This is a genomic window from Streptomyces sp. NPDC001480 (assembly GCF_042894725.1).
Lineage (GTDB): Bacteria > Actinomycetota > Actinomycetes > Streptomycetales > Streptomycetaceae > Streptomyces.
The window spans coordinates 81,388-98,064 of sequence record NZ_JBIAVX010000011.1; the positions used below are offsets into that span (position 1 = coordinate 81,388).

Consider the following 16,677-nt stretch of genomic DNA (forward strand, 5'->3'; position numbering starts at 1 on the left):
CGCGCCGCTGGCGGCGGCGGCGTATTTCTACCCCCCCGCCCACCCCCCCTCCCCCCGGCGCGGGGGCCCCCCCCCCCGGGCGGGGGGCGGCCCCCCCCCCCCCCCCCCCCCCCCGCCACCGGCTTGTCCGCATACGTTCGTCCCCGCTACGAGCCGCCGACACAACGGCGGCTCCCCGGACGGGAGATGATCGGGGGTGCACACGTGCGCATCGGACTGCTGACGGAGGGTGGCTATCCGTATGTGAACGGTGACGCCGGACTCTGGTGCGACCGGCTCGTGCGCGGGCTCGGGCAGCACGAGTTCGACGTCTACGCGCTCAGCCGCACCCAGCGGCAGGAGGACGAGGGCTGGGTCCCGCTTCCCCCGCAGGTCAACCGGGTGCGAACCGCACCGCTGTGGACCGCCGAGGACGACGGGCCCGGGCACGGGCGGCGCGCACGCCGGCGCTTCACCGAGTGCTACGAGGAACTCGCAGGGGCGGTCTGCACGGCCCCGGATACCGATCCCCATGCCCCGGCGGACCGTTTCGGCAGCGCGCTGTACGGACTCGCCGAACTCGCCCGCGACGAGGGCGGACTGCCCGGCGCGCTGCGCTCCGAAACCGCCGTACGCGCCCTGGAGCGCGCTTGTCGCGCGCCCGGCGTCCTGCGCACCGCGCGCGAGGCCCGCGTCCCCGAACTGCTCACCGTCGCCGCACACCTCGAACGCGCCCTGCGCCCCCTCTCCCTCGACTGGTACGAGGACGACGACCTCGGCGCCGCGGACCTGTGCCACGCCACGACCGGCGGCCCGGCGGCCCTGGCCGGACTCCTAGCCGGCCACTTCTGCGGGGTGCCGCTGCTGGTCACCGAGTACGGCGTACAACTGCGCTCCCACTACCTCGCCTCCGGCCCCGGCACCGCGGCCCCGGCCGTACGGGCCCTGCTCGCCTCCTTCCACCGCCTGCTCGCCGCCGAGATCTACCGGCGGGCCGCGATCATCACGCCCGGCAACGGGCACGCCCGCCGATGGCAGGAACACTGCGGCGCGGACCGCGTCAGGATCCGCACCGTCCACCCGGGCATGGAGGCGTCCCGCTTCACGGAGGTCGGCGAATCCCCGGACCGCGCCGACCCGGGCACGCTGGTGTGGGTCGGTCGGGTGGACCCCGCCAAGGACCTGGTGTCCCTGCTGCACGCCTTCGCCGAGGTGCGCAGGTCCGAGCCCAAGGCACGGCTGCGCATCGTGGGCGCGGCGACCGGACCCGAGGCCCAGGCGTACCTGGGGCAGTGCGAGGTGCTGGCCGCACAGCTCTTCCCGGCCGAGGCGGAGGGCGCGCACGCGGTCGGCGAGAACCCCGTCTCCTTCGAGGAGATCGGCGGTCCCGAGGTCCCGACCCTCGCCGACGCCTACGCGGCGGGCGCCGTCGTCGTCCTGTCCAGTGTCGTCGAGGGCTTCCCGATCAGCCTGGTCGAGGCCATGCTGTGCGGCCGGGCCACGGTGTCCACGGACGTCGGGGCGGTGGTCGAGGCAGTCGGCGGCACCGGTCTCGTCGTGCCGCCACGCAATCCGCGAGCGCTCGCCGAGGCGTGCGTGACGCTGCTGCGCGACCCGGAGCGCCGTGCGCGCCTGGGCGCCGCCGCCCGCGCCCGCGCGCTCGAACTCTTCACCGTCGAGCAGAACATCGCGGCATTTCACAGCATTTACCTGGAGATCGTCTCGCGCTGTCCCGTACGCCGCGTGATCACCGGCAAGACCGGCGAACCCCTCCCGTTCGCCGTCCCCGCCGAGGCCCGCGTCCCCGGCCGCTGGACCGGCCCCGCGGCCCGCGTCGTGGCTCGCGGCGGCCCCGGGCGGGCGACCGGCGCACCGGGCCGGGCCATCCGGACAGTGGCGCCGGAGGCGGCGCGATGAGCGGCCTGGGTGAGCTGGACCGCCCCGGAACCCCCGACAACCCCGGGGCGTGGGACGCACGGTCGCAGGAGTGGCTGGCGGGGGAGAGGCCGGCGCCGGGCGCGGCGCACGGGTCCGGACCCGTGCCCACTGCCCGCCGGGGCGCCGCCGACCCGGTCAAGGCGCTGATGCACCGTCACCGCGAGCTGTGCGAGCGAGCCGTGGACCCGCTGGAGATCGCGGCGGGCCTCGAAGCCCACGGCGTCACCGACCGGACCGCCGCGAGCTTTCGCCACCGGGACGTGTTCTCGCTCGCCGAGGAGATGTTCGCGCGCGCCTCCCGCGACGCCGACAACGTCCAGCCCGCCGACACCGCCGCCCCTCCCCGGCCCCGTCTCGACTGGGCCCTGCTCACCCTCCTGCCGGGCGCCCTCGGCGCGGCGGTGGTCACCGGGCTGCGCCTCACCCACGGCCGGCCGCGCCTGCTGGTCGCCGCCGTGAGCCTCCTCGCCATGGCCCTCGCGGTGCGCGCGGCACTGCGCCGGGGCCCGCTGAGCACACCGGCCGGCACACGCGCGTGGCGCGCGGCGACCCGCACGCGCGCCGCGACCGTCTGGCTCCTCGCCTACGCCCTGCTCGGCGACGGCCTGCTCCGAGCCGTCCTGGAGGGCGGCCCCGACGAGCTGCCGACCGGCGCCGCGGACGGCCCCTGGCCCCTGGCCACCGCGCCCGTACTGGCCCTCTTCCTGAGCTGTGCACCGGCGGCCTGGTGCGCCCACCTGTTCGCCGCGCGGGCCCACCGCAGACTCACGGCCAGCCGCGGCCTGGACGAGTTCGCCACCGCCACCCGACCGGCGCTGTTCGGCACGCTCGCCCTGTTCCTGGCCCTCCTCACGGCCCTGCTCGCCGTGTGCGGCGCGGCCCTGCACCAGCCCGCCGCCTACCCGCAGGCACTCGCCCTGGGCGGCCTCCTCCTGCTCGCCCGCCTGCTCACCGTCCACCGCCATCGCCACGCCCCGGCGCTGGTCCTGGCCGGCGCGGCCGTGACGGAGGCGGCGGCCTCCGCCCTGGACCTCACGGGCCGCCTGCCCGGGTGCGCGTTCGCGGCGGCCCCCGTCGAGTCGCTCGTGGACGCCTGGGGCCCGGGCAGCGTGCCCACCCTCGCCTGCGCGACCGCGGCCCTGGTCCTGCTGGTCCACGCGAGCCGCACCCTGACCCGGGCCTCGGCCCACGCGCCGGCGGAGGACCGGACGGGAGACCAGCCATGACGAGACCAGGCATGACGAGACCAGGCATGGCGAACCCAGGCATGGCAAACCCAGGCAGGACGGCCGCAGGCCCAGGCGCCCGGCCGTTCGCCGCGGGCAACCGCAGGCAACCGCACCACCCCCTCGAAGGAGAACACCAGATGACCACCTCCCGACCCGGAGCGTCCGGAGCCACCGGAACAGCCGGAGCGATCACCCCGGGAGCGGCCCGATGAGAGTCCTGCTGATCGGAGCCAATGGCTACCTCGGCCGCTTCGTCGCCGACCGCCTGCTCGCCGACCCGGCCGTCCAGCTCACCGCACTCGGCCGCGGCGACGACGCCGACGTCCGCTTCGACCTGGCGACGGGCAGCCCCGGCGCCCTCACCCGCTTCCTCGACGCGGTCCACCCCGGAGTCGTCGTCAACTGCGCGGGCGCCACCCGCGGCGGCGCCCGCGAGCTCACCCGGCACAACACCGTCGCGGTCGCCACCGTCTGCGAGGCACTGCGCCGCAGCGGCTGCGGCGCGCGTCTGGTGCAGATCGGCTGCGGCTCCGAGTACGGCCCCAGCCAGCCCGGCTCCTCCACGGCCGAGGACGCCATCCCGCGCCCCGGCGGCCCGTACGGCGTCAGCAAGCTCGCGGCCACCGAACTCGTCCTCGGCTCCGGCCTCGACGCCGTCGTGCTCCGCGTCTTCTCGCCCGCCGGCCCCGGCACCCCGGCCGGCTCCCCGCTCGGCCGCCTCGCCGAGGCGATGCGCCGCGCCATGCAGTCCGGTGACGGCGAACTCAAGCTCGGCGGCCTCGGCGTCCAGCGGGACTTCGTCGACGTACGCGATGTCGCCCGCGCCGTGCACGCCGCCTCGCTGTCCGCCGCGCAAGGAGTCATCAACATCGGCTCGGGCCGTGCCGTGCGCCTGCGGGACGCCGCCACCGTCCTCGCCCGGGTGGCCGGGTACGGCGGTGCCCTCCACGAGCTCGACGGCCCGCCCGGCCCGCTGCGCACCGCCATCGGCCACCCCCGCCCCGACGCCGACCACGCCTCCCCGGTCGCGTACCCGTATCCGGACGGCTGCGGCAGCTGGCAGCAGGCCGATGTCCGTACCGCCCGCGACCGGCTCGGGTGGCGCCCCCGGATCAACCTCGAGGAGTCCCTCGCCGACATCTGGATGGAGGCGGCATGCCGTATCTGACCAGCACCAGGTCGGGCACCACGACCACCGGCATCCGCACCGGCTTCGGCGTCCCGGGCTACGCCCACCCCCTTGTCGCCCCGGCCGAATGGGCCGCGTTGACCCGGCCCGGCGCGCCCCTGCACTGGGTCGTCCTCAACGTCGCCCAGGGCCCCGGCACCCGCCCCGACCCGCACTGTCTCCAGGCGGCCGGTGGGCTGCGCAACGCGGGCGTGCGCGTCCTCGGTCACCTGGACGCCAGGTACGGCCTCCGTGCCTTCGGCGAGCTGGTCGCGGACGCGCACCGCTTCCTCGACTGGTACCAGGTCGACGGCTTCCTGCTCGACCGCTGCCCCGCCGAACGCCCCGCGCTCGGCGAGGTCCGCCGCACGGTGAGCAGGCTGCGCGCGATCCGTGACGACGCCCACATAGTCCTCGGCCACGGCACCCACCCCTGTCCGGGATACGCCGAGAACGCCGACCAGCTGGTGACCTTCTCCGGTTCCTGGAGCGACTACCGCTGGTCGCAGGTCGCCGAGTGGACCGCCGACTACCCGCCCGACCGCTTCTGCCACTTCGTGCACGGCGTGCCTCGCGGCCACCTCGACGAGGCACTCCGCATCGCCCGCTGGCAGGGCGCGGCGACGATCTGGTTCACCGACCGCACCGATCGCGGCGGTCGCCGAGGTCCGGGCAGCCGCGGCGGCCGCGTCGATCCCTGGGAGGGCATGCCCGGCTACTGGGACGAAATCGTCTCGCGTGTCGGAACGGGTGTCTCGGAATGAAAAAGGCCGTGGCAGTGTTACGCGGAGAACAACCGTACTGTTTGACCGACCAACGGAGTCCCCGTGTCGCTGCCACCCCTGGTCGAGCCAGCTGCTGAGCTCACCGTAGACGAGGTCCGCAGGTACTCCCGCCACCTGATCATCCCCGACGTCGGGATGGACGGGCAGAAGCGGCTGAAGAACGCCAAGGTGCTCTGTGTGGGCGCCGGCGGCCTGGGCTCGCCGGCGCTGATGTACCTGGCCGCCGCGGGCGTCGGCACCCTCGGCATCGTGGAGTTCGACGAGGTCGACGAGTCGAACCTGCAGCGCCAGATCATCCACAGCCAGTCCGACATCGGCCGCTCCAAGGCCGAGTCCGCGCGCGACAGCGTCAAGGGCATCAACCCGTACGTGAACGTGGTCCTTCACGAGGAGCGGCTCGAGGCCGACAACGTGATGGACATCTTCAGCCAGTACGACCTGATCGTCGACGGCACGGACAACTTCGCGACCCGCTACCTGGTCAACGACGCGTGCGTACTGCTGAACAAGCCGTACGTGTGGGGTTCGATCTACCGCTTCGACGGCCAGGCCTCGGTCTTCTGGTCCGAGCACGGCCCCTGCTACCGCTGCCTCTACCCGGAGCCCCCGCCCCCCGGCATGGTCCCCTCCTGCGCCGAGGGCGGCGTGCTGGGCGTGCTGTGCGCGTCCATCGGCTCCATCCAGGTCAACGAGGCCATCAAGCTCCTCGCGGGCATCGGCGAGCCGCTGGTCGGCCGTCTGATGATCTACGACGCCCTGGAGATGCAGTACCGCCAGGTCAAGGTCCGCAAGGACCCGAACTGCGCGGTCTGCGGCGAGAACCCGACCGTCACCGAGCTCATCGACTACGAGGCCTTCTGCGGCGTCGTCTCCGAGGAGGCCCAGCAGGCGGCGGCCGGCGCCACGATCACTCCCAAGCAGCTCAAGGAGTGGATCGACGACGGCGAGAACATCGAGATCATCGACGTCCGCGAGCCGAACGAGTACGAGATCGTCTCCATCCCCGGCGCCCGCCTGATCCCGAAGAACGAGTTCCTCATGGGCACCGCCCTCGAGGGCCTCCCGCAGGACAAGAAGATCGTCCTGCACTGCAAGACGGGTGTCCGCAGTGCGGAAGTCCTCGCCGTCCTGAAGTCCGCCGGCTTCGCCGACGCCGTTCACGTCGGCGGCGGCGTCATCGGCTGGGTCAACCAGATCGAACCGGACAAGCCGGTCTACTGAGCCACGGCTCGGCCCGTTCGTCCGACGGCGGGGGTTTCGCGCACCTCGGGTGCGTGGGGCCCCCGCCGTCGTCATGAGCAGACCTTGCCGTTCTTGGGAACCGTGCCGTTCAGCAGGTAGGCGTTCACCGTCGAGTCGACGCAGTCGCTCCCTCGGCCGTAGGCCACGTGTCCCTCGCCCTTCCAGGTGAGCTCGACGCCGACACCCCGGCCCAGTTCGTCGGCCATCCTGCGGGTGCCCTCGTACGGCGTCGCCGGGTCCCCGGTGTTGCCGACCAGCAGGATCGGTGCCGCGCCCGGTGCGCTCACCTCGGGGGTCTCGTACTGTCCGGGTACCGGCCAGTCGTGGCACCAGCCGGCCGCGTCCCAGCCCAGGAAGTCCCCGAAGACCGGCGAGAGCCTCTCGAATCGGGGCAGCAGCTTCTTCGTCTCCTGGAGCGTGGGCCGCTCCTTGTCGTCCAGGCACGATATGACTCGTTGGGCCTGGGTCGTCGTGTCGTAGTGCCCCGAGGCATCCCGCCCGTTGTAGTCGTCGGCGAGTGCCAGCAGCCGCGTTCCGTCTCCCGCTTCCGCCGCGGTGAGGGCGCCGGTCAGGTCCGGCCAGCGGGACTCGCTGTACAGCGGGAGGATGATGCCGGTGACGGCGAGCGTCTGGGTCAGCTTGCGACCGGAGGACGTGGGCAGCGGCCTCGCGTCGACCCGCCTCAGCAGGTCCACGATCTTCTGCGAGCCCTTCGCGGGGTCCTGGCCGGTCGACTTCAGGTAGTCGTCGAGTGCCCGCTGGAAGCCCTTGGCCTGGTTCTCGGCGTGGCCCACCGAGTCCGCACTCGGGTCGACCACCGCGTCGAGGACCAGGCGCCCCACGTTCTTCGGGAACAAGTGGGCGTAAACGCCGCCCAGTTCGGTGCCGTAGGAGAAGCCGAAGTAGTGCGTCCTGGCGTCACCGAGCACTTGGCGGATCAGGTCCATGTCGCGGGCGGTGTCGGTGGTCGAGACGTGGGCCATCAGTTTTCCGGCGGCCCGTGAGCAGCCCTTGCCGAAATCGGTGGCGTCCTGGAAGTACGCCTTCTCCTCGGCCGGGGTGTCGGGGGTGGCGTCCACCGCCTCGGCGGCCTGCACGTCCTTGTCGCCGCGGCAGCGGATGCCCTTGGTGGCGCCGACCCCGCGCGGGTCCCAGCTGACCAGGTCGTACCGCTCGCGCAGCGTGGACATGGTGGGCCCGAAGGCGGGCATCGTCGAGACTCCCGAGCCGCCCGGCCCGCCGAAGTTGAACAGCAGCGAGCCGATGCGGTCGTCCCCGGTGGCCTTCGCCCGGATCAGCGGCAGGCCGATGGTGGCGCCCTTGGGGCTGCGCCAGTCGAGCGGCACCTTGACCGTCGCGCACTGCCACTCACCGCTCGGTGCCGGGGAGTCTTCGGTGGCCTCGCAGCCACCCCAGTCGAGCTTCTGGGACGTGAGCGAAGAGGGGAGGCCGGCGGCGGAGGGGGCGGTCGGCGACGCCGACGGCGCATCGGACCGCCGCTTCGCGTCGTCCCCGCTCCCGTCCGGCCCGCTGCCGCACCCGGCCACCAGCATCGCGGCGGCGACCACGGCCGACCACCGTACGAAACGCGACATGCACACCCCCTCGCCAGGCCCTCCGCTTCTCGGTCGCGGTGAGCGGTCAAGCCATGGTAGGCGGATCTTCCCAAACCCGTTTTGGCCTGTGGATAACCGTCTGACCTGCGGCTTTTTGTCGTGGGGTCGCAGTGGTTCAGGAGCAGACGGTTCCCGCCGACGGCACCTTGCCCTCCAGCAGATAGCCGTTCACCGCAGCCTGCACGCACTTGTTCTTGCTGTCGTAGGCGCCGTGACCCTGCCCCTTGTACGTCAGTTCGACGCCGACACCCTTGCCGAGAGCGTCCACCATCTTCTTCGCGCCCTCGTACGGCGTCGCCGGGTCACCGGTGTTGCCGACGACGAGGATCGGCGCCGACCCGGGCGCGCTCACGTCGGGGTGGTCGGCGGCGCCCGGCACGGCCCAGTCGGTGCAGCCGATCATGCCCCAGGCCAGGTAGTCCCCGAACAGGGCGGAGGCGGCGCGGAATTCCGGCAGCTTCTGCTGGATGTCGGCGGCGGTGTAGCGCGGTTTCGCGTCGCCACAGTTGATCGCGGTGTTCGCGGCGGCGATGTTGCTGTACTCGCCGTTCTCGCTGCGTCCGTTCATCGAGTCGGACAGCAGCATCAGGATCCTGCCGTCGCCGTCGTAGGCCTGCTCCAGACCCTCGGTGAGGTACTCCCAGAAGTCCTTCGAGTACAGCGACTGCGCGATGCCGTTGGTCGCGTCGCTCTGCGTCAGCTCGCGCGGGAGGATACCGGGGATCGGTTTGCGATCGAGGTCGGCCAGCAGCTTGGCGATGCGGTCCTTGACGTCCTGCGGGGTGTCGCCGACGGGGCAGTCGGTGGTCTTCGAGGTGCAGTCCTCGGCGAAGTTGTCGAGCGCCAGCTGGAAGCCCCTGGCCTGTCCGAGCGAGCTCTGCTCAGGGTCCTGGGTGGGGTCGACGACGGCGTCGAAGACGGCGCGGCCGACGTTCCTGGGGAACAGGTGGGCGTAGACGCCGCCGAGTTCGGTGCCGTAGGAGATGCCGAAGTAGTACAGCTTGGGGTCGCCGAGGACCTGGCGCATCAGGTCCATGTCACGGGCCGCGTCGGTGGTGCGCACGTGCGGCAGGATGTCCTTGGAGTGCTTCTCGCAGGCCGCGTTGAACTGCTTGGTGCGCTCCAGGAGCTGGGTGCGCTCCGCGCTGTCGTCGGGTGTGGCGTCCTGCTGGAAGTACTCGTCGAGCTGCGCGTCGCTCTCGCACTCCACGGGCGCGCTGCGGCCCACCCCGCGCGGGTCGAAACTCACCAGGTCATAGCGGGTGCGCAGCTGCGCGTAGTCCTCGCCGAACGCGGGCAGCGTGGTGACGCCGCTGCCGCCGGGGCCGCCGAAGTTGAACATGAGCGAGCCGATCCGCTCGCTCGCCGCCCCGCTCGCCCTGGCCCGGATCAGCGCGAGGTCGATCGTGTCGCCCTTGGGGTCGCTCCAGTCGAGGGGCGCCTTCATCGTGGCGCACTGCCATTTGGCGCCGCCCGGCAGCGGCGAGGGGGCGCTGCCGCCGCCCTCGGCCGCCGACGGGGCCGGGCAGTCCGTCCAGTCCAGCTTCTGCGCCGTCAGGTTCCCGTCCTTCTCACCCTGATCGCACCCCGCCAGCAGTGCGGACAGCAGCACAGCCGAGGCCAGGGCGGCGGCGGCTCGGATGCGGGTGGGGTTCGGCATGTCTCCATCCTGCGGCCGCGTGACGCTGGGCGCGCGGGACGCGAGCCGTACGAGGTACGCCCCGCACCGGGCGCTAAAGTGCGCCCTTGCGCGACAGGTGGTTGAACGCCAGCCAGCCCGGCAGCACCGGCAGCCACAGTGTCAGCAGCCGGAACAGCAGGACTGCCGGTGCGGCGACCTCCTTGGGAAGGCCGACGGCGATCAGGCCGACGGTCAGGGTGGCCTCGACCGCGCCGACGCCGCCCGGGGTGGGCGCCGCGGAGCCGAGCGCGTTGCCAGCCAGGAAGACCACGGCGACGCTGGCGATGCTCAGCGAGGTCGTGTTGTCGCCGAACGCCCGGATCGACGCGTCCAGGCACATCACGAAGCAGGCGGTCAGCAGCAGCATGCCGCCGATGCCGGTGACCAGCTTCTGCGGCCGCTGGAGAACGTCCAGCATGCGTGGCACGACGCCGGCGAACAGCGACCTCACGCGCGTGACGACGAACTTGCGCAGGAACGGCACCGAGGTCACCACGAGCACGAGCACCGCCACCGTCAGCAGACCGGCGATGACCGTCCTGGACGGCGACAGTGACGGCGTCTTCTCGGTGCCGGTCAGATAGCCGAAGGACAGCAGCATCAGGATGTGGCAGCCGAGCCCGAACAGCTGAGAGGCGCCGACGCTCGCCACCGCGAGCCCGGGGCGCACGCTCGCGCGCTGGAGGAAGCGCGTGTTGAGTGCGACACCGCCGACCGCGGCGGGCGCCACGATCTTCACGAACGAGCCGGCGACCTGCGCGGCCACGGTCCGCAGGAAGGGCACACGCTCGGGCACGAACCCCAGCAGGGCCATCGCCGCCGCGAAGTAGCTGGCCGCCGAGAACAGCACGGCCGCGGCCACCCAGCCCCACTGGGCATTGGCGACCAGCGGACCGAACTCGATGTGCGTGAGCTGCGTCAGCAGGAAGTACGCACCGATCGCGCCGGCGATGAAACTGATCAGCGTGCGCGGTCGCACCCGCTCCAGCCGGGCCGGCTCCACGGGCGCCTGCGGCCTGATCCGCAGCACCTGGTGCCGGATCTGGGTGAGCAGGTCCTCCTCGCGCGCTTCCTCCAGGGCCTCGTCGATGGCCCGTTTCTCGGCCCGCTGCTCGGCGCGCACGGTCTTCTTGTCGGGTTTCTCCAGAGCGGGTCTGGTGTCGTCCGAGGCTTCCTCCAGGCGGGCCTGCTTGGCCTGCCGGGACGCGTCGAGGACCGCTTCGCGCTCGCGCTCGGCCCGTTCCCGGGCCAGTTTTCGCAGCGTCGCGCGCGTGGAGCGGGTCAGAGCGATCGGCTGGAGCATGGGCAGGCAGTCGGCGACCGCGTCGGGTCCGAGGACACCGACCGCGGAGGCCACCGCACGTTCGGCGCCCACCCGCAGGCCGAGCGTGGTGACCAGCTGGGCGACGTCCATGCGCAGCAGCAGATCACCGGCCGCGATCTCGCCGCCGCGCAGATCGGTGAGGATCACCGTGCCGGAACGATCCACCAGAATCGCGTCACCCGCGAGCCTGCGGTGCGCGATGCGCCGGGACTGAAGGGCCCGCACCTGGTGCCAGGTGCTGCGCAGCAGGTCGTCGGTGATCTCGTCGTCGGCCACCGAGTCGAGGCTGCGCGCGCCGGTGTGCTCGTAGACGAGCATCACCGCGTCGGGGCCCAGCTCGGACGTGGCGATCAGCTTGGGGGCGTTGGCGCCCGCCGCGATCGCCGCGTACGCCAGCAGCGCCTCCTGCTCCAGCGCTTGGCGCAGCGACTGGAGGCTGGAGCGGGTGGCGAAGCCGCGCAGGGTGAGGTTGCGCCACGCGCGGTAGAAGAAGCCCTGGGCCTGCTGCTCCCGGTCGACGACCGTGACGTCCAGCGGCGGGCCGTCCTCCAGGGTCACGAAGTAGCGCCGGCCGCGGTCCGCGTTCTCGGCGTCAGGGGCCTCGTCACGGGCCGCGCTGACCGGGTGGAACCCGACGTGCCGCAGCCCCGCCATCAGGGTCTGGCCGGTGGGACGGATGTTGGGGGAGCCGACCGCGTACAGCGTGCCGTAGGCCACCGTCCAGCCGATCAGCACGGTCAGGATGATCGAGAAGGGGGTCGTGTAGCCGGTGACCAGCATCGAGAAGGCGTCGAGCAGCAGCACGATCCACAGCACCGCGCGCCAGCGGGGCCGCCGGGACATGCCGACGGCCGTCATGTAGGCGATGACGGGGGCGAGGTAGCCGTGCACCGGGTCGGTCAGGGCGTGGATGTCACCGGGGGAGGGCTGGGTGAGCGCCTCCTGGATGGAGCCCGGTGCGGCCCGGGCGACCCACAGGTCGGTGGCGAGCGTCACACCGTGCGCGAGGACCGCCGCGAGCACGCCGTCGGCGATGCGCAGCCCGTCCCGTTTGATCAGCCGCTCGATCGCGAACGCGACCGGCACCAGGAGGATCGCGATGCTCGACGCCAGCCCCGCGACCCTGATCAGCAGATCGGGTGCCTGGCCGGTGCCCTTGTTGATGTCCTGCTCGAACCCCGAGGTGGTCCCGTGCGCGAACGCGGCGATCGCCAGCAGCACGGCGATGGCGAGCACACCCACCAGCAGGCGCATCAGGTCGGAGGGGCGGTGCACGCGCGCGGGGAGCAGCGGTTCGTCGCCCTCGACGGCTTCGGCGTGCATCTCGTCATCCGGCTCGGTTCCGGGCACTGCCGCGTCGTCGGGCCGCCGTGTGTCCTCGCCGGCCGGACGCTCGGCGGGTGCTTCGGCGGGGTCCGGGCGCGACGCCGCGGCAGAGGTGCCCTCCGCGCCTTCGGGGTGCACGCCCTGCTGCTTCATCGTCTCTTCTTGATCTCGTATCACCAGTCACCGCCCGCACGATGGTGGCATGCCGCACCGACACACGGGGGCATCAGGGTGCAAATGCGGGAGCGCACAGTCTGCCGGAAGCTCCGCCGGAGGGCGAGGGACCGTCCCGCCGCCGTCCGCGTCACGTTGTCGGTGGGGTGGGGCAGGATGGGGCGGATGAGCGAGCAGAGGCATCCGGAGGACACGCGCGCCGGATACGCGGACGCGCTGCCGGAGTACGCCGAGCGGGTCCTCGACGTCGCCGAGCTGATCCCGCCCGGGCGGGTCATGACGTACGGGGACGTCGCGGAGTGGCTCCAGGAGGGCGGCCCGCGCCAGGTGGGCCGGGTCATGGCCCTCTACGGCGGAGCCGTCCCGTGGTGGCGGGTCGTCCGCGCGGACGGCCTCCTGCTGCCCGGCCACGAACTGCGGGCGCTCGAGCACTACCGCGCCGAGGGCACTCCGCTGAGGGAGGCGGGCAGAGCGGCCGAGGGCCACCTGCCCCGCCTCGACATGAGGCGGGCCAGATGGGACGGCGGCGAGAGCGCGGAGGGTCACACCTGACAGCTTCCGCCATCGGACGCCCCCGAGGGGAGCCCGTGCCCCATAAGGGGGAAACGGGCCACCTCCGTGGCATGGCGTACGTTCGTGAGTCGTGGGGCTCGCGTGGCGCGAGCGCTGCGAGGGATGAACCGGAAGCCCTGCTTCCGTCCCTTTCGGCGGCGTCTCCGGCGTAGCGTCGGCTGCGCGCGTCCCCCTCACCCCGCGGCCACCGTCACGCACGCGTGACCGCCTGCCAACCAGCACACCCACCAGGACCGGCGAACCACGTGAGCTCCTCTTCCTCCACCAGGCGCCTGCCGCACCCCCCGGTGCGGCAGGGGAACAGTGGCGCTTACCGACTGGTGCGTACCCCTCCGACCGAGCCGGATCCCCTCCGTCTGGACGCCGCTCAGCGCTCCGTGGTTGACCACAGGACCGGCCCGCTGCTCGTCCTCGCAGGTCCTGGCACCGGCAAGACCACCACGCTCGTCGAGTCCGTGGCCGCGCGGATCGCCCGTGGCGGGGACCCCGAGCGCATCCTGGTGCTGACGTTCAGCCGCAAGGCGGCCGTCGACCTGCGCGACCGCATGGCCCGGCGCATAGGGGCGGCCCGCGCCCCCCAGGCGACCACTTTCCACTCGTACTGCTACGCCCTGGTCCGCGCCCACCAGGACAGCGACCTCTTCGTGGAGCCACTGCGCCTGCTCTCCGGCCCCGAGCAGGACGTCACCGTCCGCGAGCTGCTCGCGGGCCAGCCGGAGCTGGAGCGGCTCGGGCTGAACCACGTGCGCTGGCCGGACGAGCTGCGCGCCTGCCTGACCACCCGGGGCTTCGCCGACGAGGTCCGCGCGGTGCTGGCCCGCAGCCGCGAGCTCGGCCTGGGCCCCGCCGCCCTGGACGCCTTCGCCCGGCGCATCGGCCGCCCCGACTGGCAGGCCGCGGCGGCCTTCCTCGCCGAGTACCTCGACGTCATCGACCTGCAAGGCGTGCTGGACTACGCCGAACTCGTCCACCGCGCGGTGCTCCTCGCCCGCCGCCCGGAGACCGCCGCACGGCTCGCCGCCCGGTACGACGCCGTCTACATCGACGAGTACCAGGACACCGACCCGGCCCAGGTGCGTCTGCTGCACGCCCTGGCCGGCGGCGGCCGCACCCTGGTCGCCTTCGGCGACCCCGACCAGTCGATCTACGCGTTCCGGGGCGCCGACGTGAACGGCATCCTCGACTTCCCGCAGGCCTTCCCGCGCGCGGACGGCCGTCCGGCCGCCGTAGAGGTCCTGCGCACCTCCCGCCGGTCCGGCGCCGCCCTGCTGGCCGCGACCCGCCTGCTGACCCAGCGCATGCCGCTGACCCGCCTCCCCGCCGACAAGGTCCGCGCCCACCGCGAGCTGACCCCGGTACGGGACTCGGGCCGCGCCGAGGTCTACACGTACCCCACATCCGGTACGGAGCTCGACAACATCGCCGACATCCTCCGCAGGGCGCACCTGGAGGACGGCGTGCCCTGGAGCGACATGGCCGTCCTCGTACGCGCCGGGTCCCGCACCATCCCGACGCTGCGCCGCGCCCTCTCGGCGGCCGGCGTCCCCCTGGACATCGACGGCGACGACCTGCCCCTGCGCCACGAACCGGCGGTGGCACCGCTGCTGACGGCGCTCCGGGCGGTGGCCACGGCGGAGGCGGCGGAACGCCCCGGCCAGGACACCGGCCAGGACACCGGTCAGGACCCGGGCCAGGACTCCCAGCAGCCCGGCCAGGGGCCCTGCTGGCTCGACACCGAGACCGCCCTCACCCTGCTCGCCTCCCCCCTGGCCGGCATGGACGCCGCCGATCTGCGCCGCCTCGGCCGTGCCCTGCGCGAGGAGGAGCGGACGGCGGGCAACCCGTTGCCGCCGCCCTCGGACGAACTGCTCGCGCGGGCGCTCGCCGAACCGGAGCGCCTGGTCGCGCACGATCCCGCGTACGCGCGGGGGGCCCAGCGCCTCGGCGCGCTGCTCAGGAAGGCCCGGGAGTGCCTGGCGGGGGGCGGCACGGCCGAGGAGGCGCTGTGGGAGCTGTGGGAGGGCACGCCGTGGCCCGCCCGCCTGGAGCGGGCCGCCCGGCGCGGCGGCGCTGCCGGCCGCAACGCCGACCGCGACCTGGACGCGGTGTGCGCCCTGTTCGCGACCGCCGCGCGCGCGGAGGAGCGTACCGGCGGGCGGGGCGCCCTCAACTTCCTCGAGCAGATCGCGGCCGAGGACATCGCCGCCGACACACTGACCCGGCGTGCGCTGCGCCCCGACGCCGTACGCCTGATGACCGCGCACCGCTCCAAGGGCCTCCAGTGGCGCCTGGTCGTCGTGGCCGGCGTGCAGGAGGGGCTGTGGCCCGACCTGCGCCGGCGCGGCTCCCTGCTGGAGGCCGACCGCATCGGCCGCGACGGGCTCGCCGAACCGCTCACTCCAGGAGCGCTTCTCGCCGAGGAGCGCCGCCTGTTCTACGTGGCCGCCACGCGCGCGCGTGAGCGGCTCGTGGTCACCGCGGTGAAGGCGCCCGCCGACGACGGCGACCAGCCCTCCCGGTTCCTCACCGAACTCGGCGTCGAGCCGCAGGACGTCACCGGCCGCCCGCGCCGCCCGCTGTCCGTGGCCGCGCTGGTCGCCGAGCTGCGTGCCACGACGGTCGACCCGCGCGTGTCGGCGGGCCTGCGCGAGGCCGCCGCCCGCCGTCTCGCCCGGCTCGCCGCCCTCGCCGACGAGGACGGCCGCCCGCTGGTCCCCTCCGCGCACCCCTACCGCTGGTGGGGCATGTTCGAGCCGACCGAGAGCAAGGTGCCCCTGCGCGATCGGGACCAGCCGGTCGTGCTGTCGGGCAGCGCCCTCGACCAGCTCGCCAACACCTGCGCCCTCCAGTGGTTCCTGGGCCGCGAGGTGAAGGCCGACACCCCCGCCACCGCCGCGCAGGGCTTCGGCAACGTCGTCCACGTCCTGGCCGACGAGGTCGCCTCCGGACGCACACCCGCCGACCTCGACGTCCTCATGGAACGCCTGGAGTCCGTGTGGAACGCGCTCGCCTTCGACGCGCCCTGGAAGTCGGCGCAGGAGAAGGAGCACGCGCGCGTGGCGCTCGAACGCTTCCTGCGGTGGCACGTGCTGGACCGGACCGGGCGGACACCGCTGGCGAGCGAGCACGACTTCGACGTCAGCCTCGAAGCGGGTGACTACGAAGTCCGCATCCGCGGCCAGATGGACCGGGTCGAAGCGGACGGCGAGGGCCGGGCGTACGTCGTCGACTTCAAGACCGGCAAGCAGGCCCCGACCGCCCGCGAGGTGGAGCGGCACCCCCAGCTGGCCGTCTACCAGCTCGCGATCCGCGAAGGCGCCGTGGACGACGCCTTCGACGGCGTGCGGCCCGAGCCCGGCGGCGCCGAACTGGTCCACCTGCGGCAAGGCGCCGCCCAGCGGGACGGCGGCGACAGCCTGCCCAAGGTGCAGGCCCAGGAGCCGCTGAAGGGCGAGTGGGTCGGCGAGCTGCTGGCCAACGCCGCCGGGAAGGTGCTCGACGAGCGGTTCACGCCGAGCACGGGCCAGCACTGCACCCACTGCGCGTTCCGGGCGTCGTGCAGCGCACAGCCCGAAGGACGGCAAGTGATCGAGTGAGGCACCGGAACGGGGCCGGCTGACGCACGTGACGCATCGCACCACA

10 protein-coding genes are annotated in these 16,677 nt (G+C 73.2%); 7 read left to right on the forward strand and 3 right to left on the reverse strand.

Annotation, left to right across the window (positions count from 1 at the left end):
• Nucleotides 1-204 precede the first annotated feature (204 nt).
• The 5 genes from ACFY01_RS27020 (at nt 205) to moeZ (ending at nt 6,320) form a co-directional block, all read left to right on the forward strand.
• A complete protein-coding gene (locus tag ACFY01_RS27020) occupies nt 205-1,896 on the forward strand; it encodes a DUF3492 domain-containing protein (RefSeq protein ID WP_390738323.1) in 1,692 nt (563 codons plus the stop codon).
• A complete protein-coding gene (locus ACFY01_RS27025) occupies nt 1,893-3,143 on the forward strand; it encodes a hypothetical protein (RefSeq protein WP_390738324.1) in 1,251 nt (416 codons plus the stop codon). Before ACFY01_RS27020 ends, ACFY01_RS27025 begins: the two co-directional genes overlap by 4 nt.
• A 211-nt stretch (nt 3,144-3,354) precedes the next feature.
• Complete coding sequence (locus ACFY01_RS27030; RefSeq protein ID WP_390738325.1) at nt 3,355-4,314, forward strand: NAD-dependent epimerase/dehydratase family protein; 960 nt, start codon at nt 3,355-3,357, stop codon at nt 4,312-4,314.
• Nucleotides 4,302-5,078, forward strand: coding sequence for a spherulation-specific family 4 protein (locus tag ACFY01_RS27035; RefSeq protein WP_390738326.1), 777 nt, complete (start codon nt 4,302-4,304; stop codon nt 5,076-5,078). The genes ACFY01_RS27030 and ACFY01_RS27035 overlap by 13 nt, the downstream gene beginning before the upstream one ends.
• A gap of 63 nt (nt 5,079-5,141) precedes the next feature.
• Entirely contained in the window at nt 5,142-6,320 is a 1,179-nt protein-coding gene (gene moeZ, locus ACFY01_RS27040) for an adenylyltransferase/sulfurtransferase MoeZ (RefSeq protein ID WP_390738327.1), read from the forward strand.
• 71 nt (nt 6,321-6,391) lie between these two features.
• Here moeZ and ACFY01_RS27045 read toward each other — a convergent pair whose 3' ends face one another.
• The 3 genes from ACFY01_RS27045 to ACFY01_RS27055 all read right to left on the reverse strand — a co-directional run bounded on the left by ACFY01_RS27045 (nt 6,392) and on the right by ACFY01_RS27055 (nt 12,441).
• Nucleotides 6,392-7,936 carry an alpha/beta hydrolase gene (locus tag ACFY01_RS27045; protein WP_390738328.1) on the reverse strand — a complete coding sequence of 515 codons (1,545 nt, stop codon included), beginning with the start codon at nt 7,934-7,936 and terminating at the stop codon, nt 6,392-6,394.
• Between the two features lie 136 nt (nt 7,937-8,072).
• The gene (locus tag ACFY01_RS27050; protein WP_390738329.1) at nt 8,073-9,617 is read right to left on the reverse strand and encodes an alpha/beta hydrolase; all 1,545 of its coding nucleotides are present in this window, start codon (nt 9,615-9,617) and stop codon (nt 8,073-8,075) included.
• Between the two features lie 73 nt (nt 9,618-9,690).
• Nucleotides 9,691-12,441, reverse strand: a complete 2,751-nt coding sequence (locus ACFY01_RS27055; protein WP_390738330.1) for a YbhN family protein — start codon at nt 12,439-12,441, stop codon at nt 9,691-9,693.
• A gap of 186 nt (nt 12,442-12,627) precedes the next feature.
• Between ACFY01_RS27055 and ACFY01_RS27060 the strand changes: the two genes are divergently transcribed.
• Together ACFY01_RS27060 and ACFY01_RS27065 are read left to right on the forward strand one after the other, a co-directional pair.
• Nucleotides 12,628-13,014, forward strand: coding sequence for an MGMT family protein (locus tag ACFY01_RS27060; RefSeq protein ID WP_390738331.1), 387 nt, complete (start codon nt 12,628-12,630; stop codon nt 13,012-13,014).
• A 266-nt stretch (nt 13,015-13,280) separates the two neighbouring features.
• Entirely contained in the window at nt 13,281-16,631 is a 3,351-nt protein-coding gene (locus tag ACFY01_RS27065; RefSeq protein ID WP_390738332.1) for an ATP-dependent helicase, read from the forward strand.
• Nucleotides 16,632-16,677 lie beyond the last annotated feature (46 nt).

Excerpts from the sequence above, each read along its gene's own strand:
- ACFY01_RS27025 (WP_390738324.1), top strand. The coding sequence starts at position 1,893 with ATGAGCGGCCTGGGTGAGCTGGACCGCCCCGGAACCCCCGACAACCCC.
- ACFY01_RS27030 (WP_390738325.1), top strand. The coding sequence starts at position 3,355 with ATGAGAGTCCTGCTGATCGGAGCCAATGGCTACCTCGGCCGCTTCGTC.
- ACFY01_RS27035 (WP_390738326.1), top strand. The coding sequence starts at position 4,302 with ATGCCGTATCTGACCAGCACCAGGTCGGGCACCACGACCACCGGCATC.
- ACFY01_RS27045 (WP_390738328.1), bottom strand. The coding sequence starts at position 7,936 with ATGTCGCGTTTCGTACGGTGGTCGGCCGTGGTCGCCGCCGCGATGCTG.
- ACFY01_RS27050 (WP_390738329.1), bottom strand. The coding sequence starts at position 9,617 with ATGCCGAACCCCACCCGCATCCGAGCCGCCGCCGCCCTGGCCTCGGCT.
- ACFY01_RS27055 (WP_390738330.1), bottom strand. The coding sequence starts at position 12,441 with ATGAAGCAGCAGGGCGTGCACCCCGAAGGCGCGGAGGGCACCTCTGCC.
- ACFY01_RS27060 (WP_390738331.1), top strand. The coding sequence starts at position 12,628 with ATGAGCGAGCAGAGGCATCCGGAGGACACGCGCGCCGGATACGCGGAC.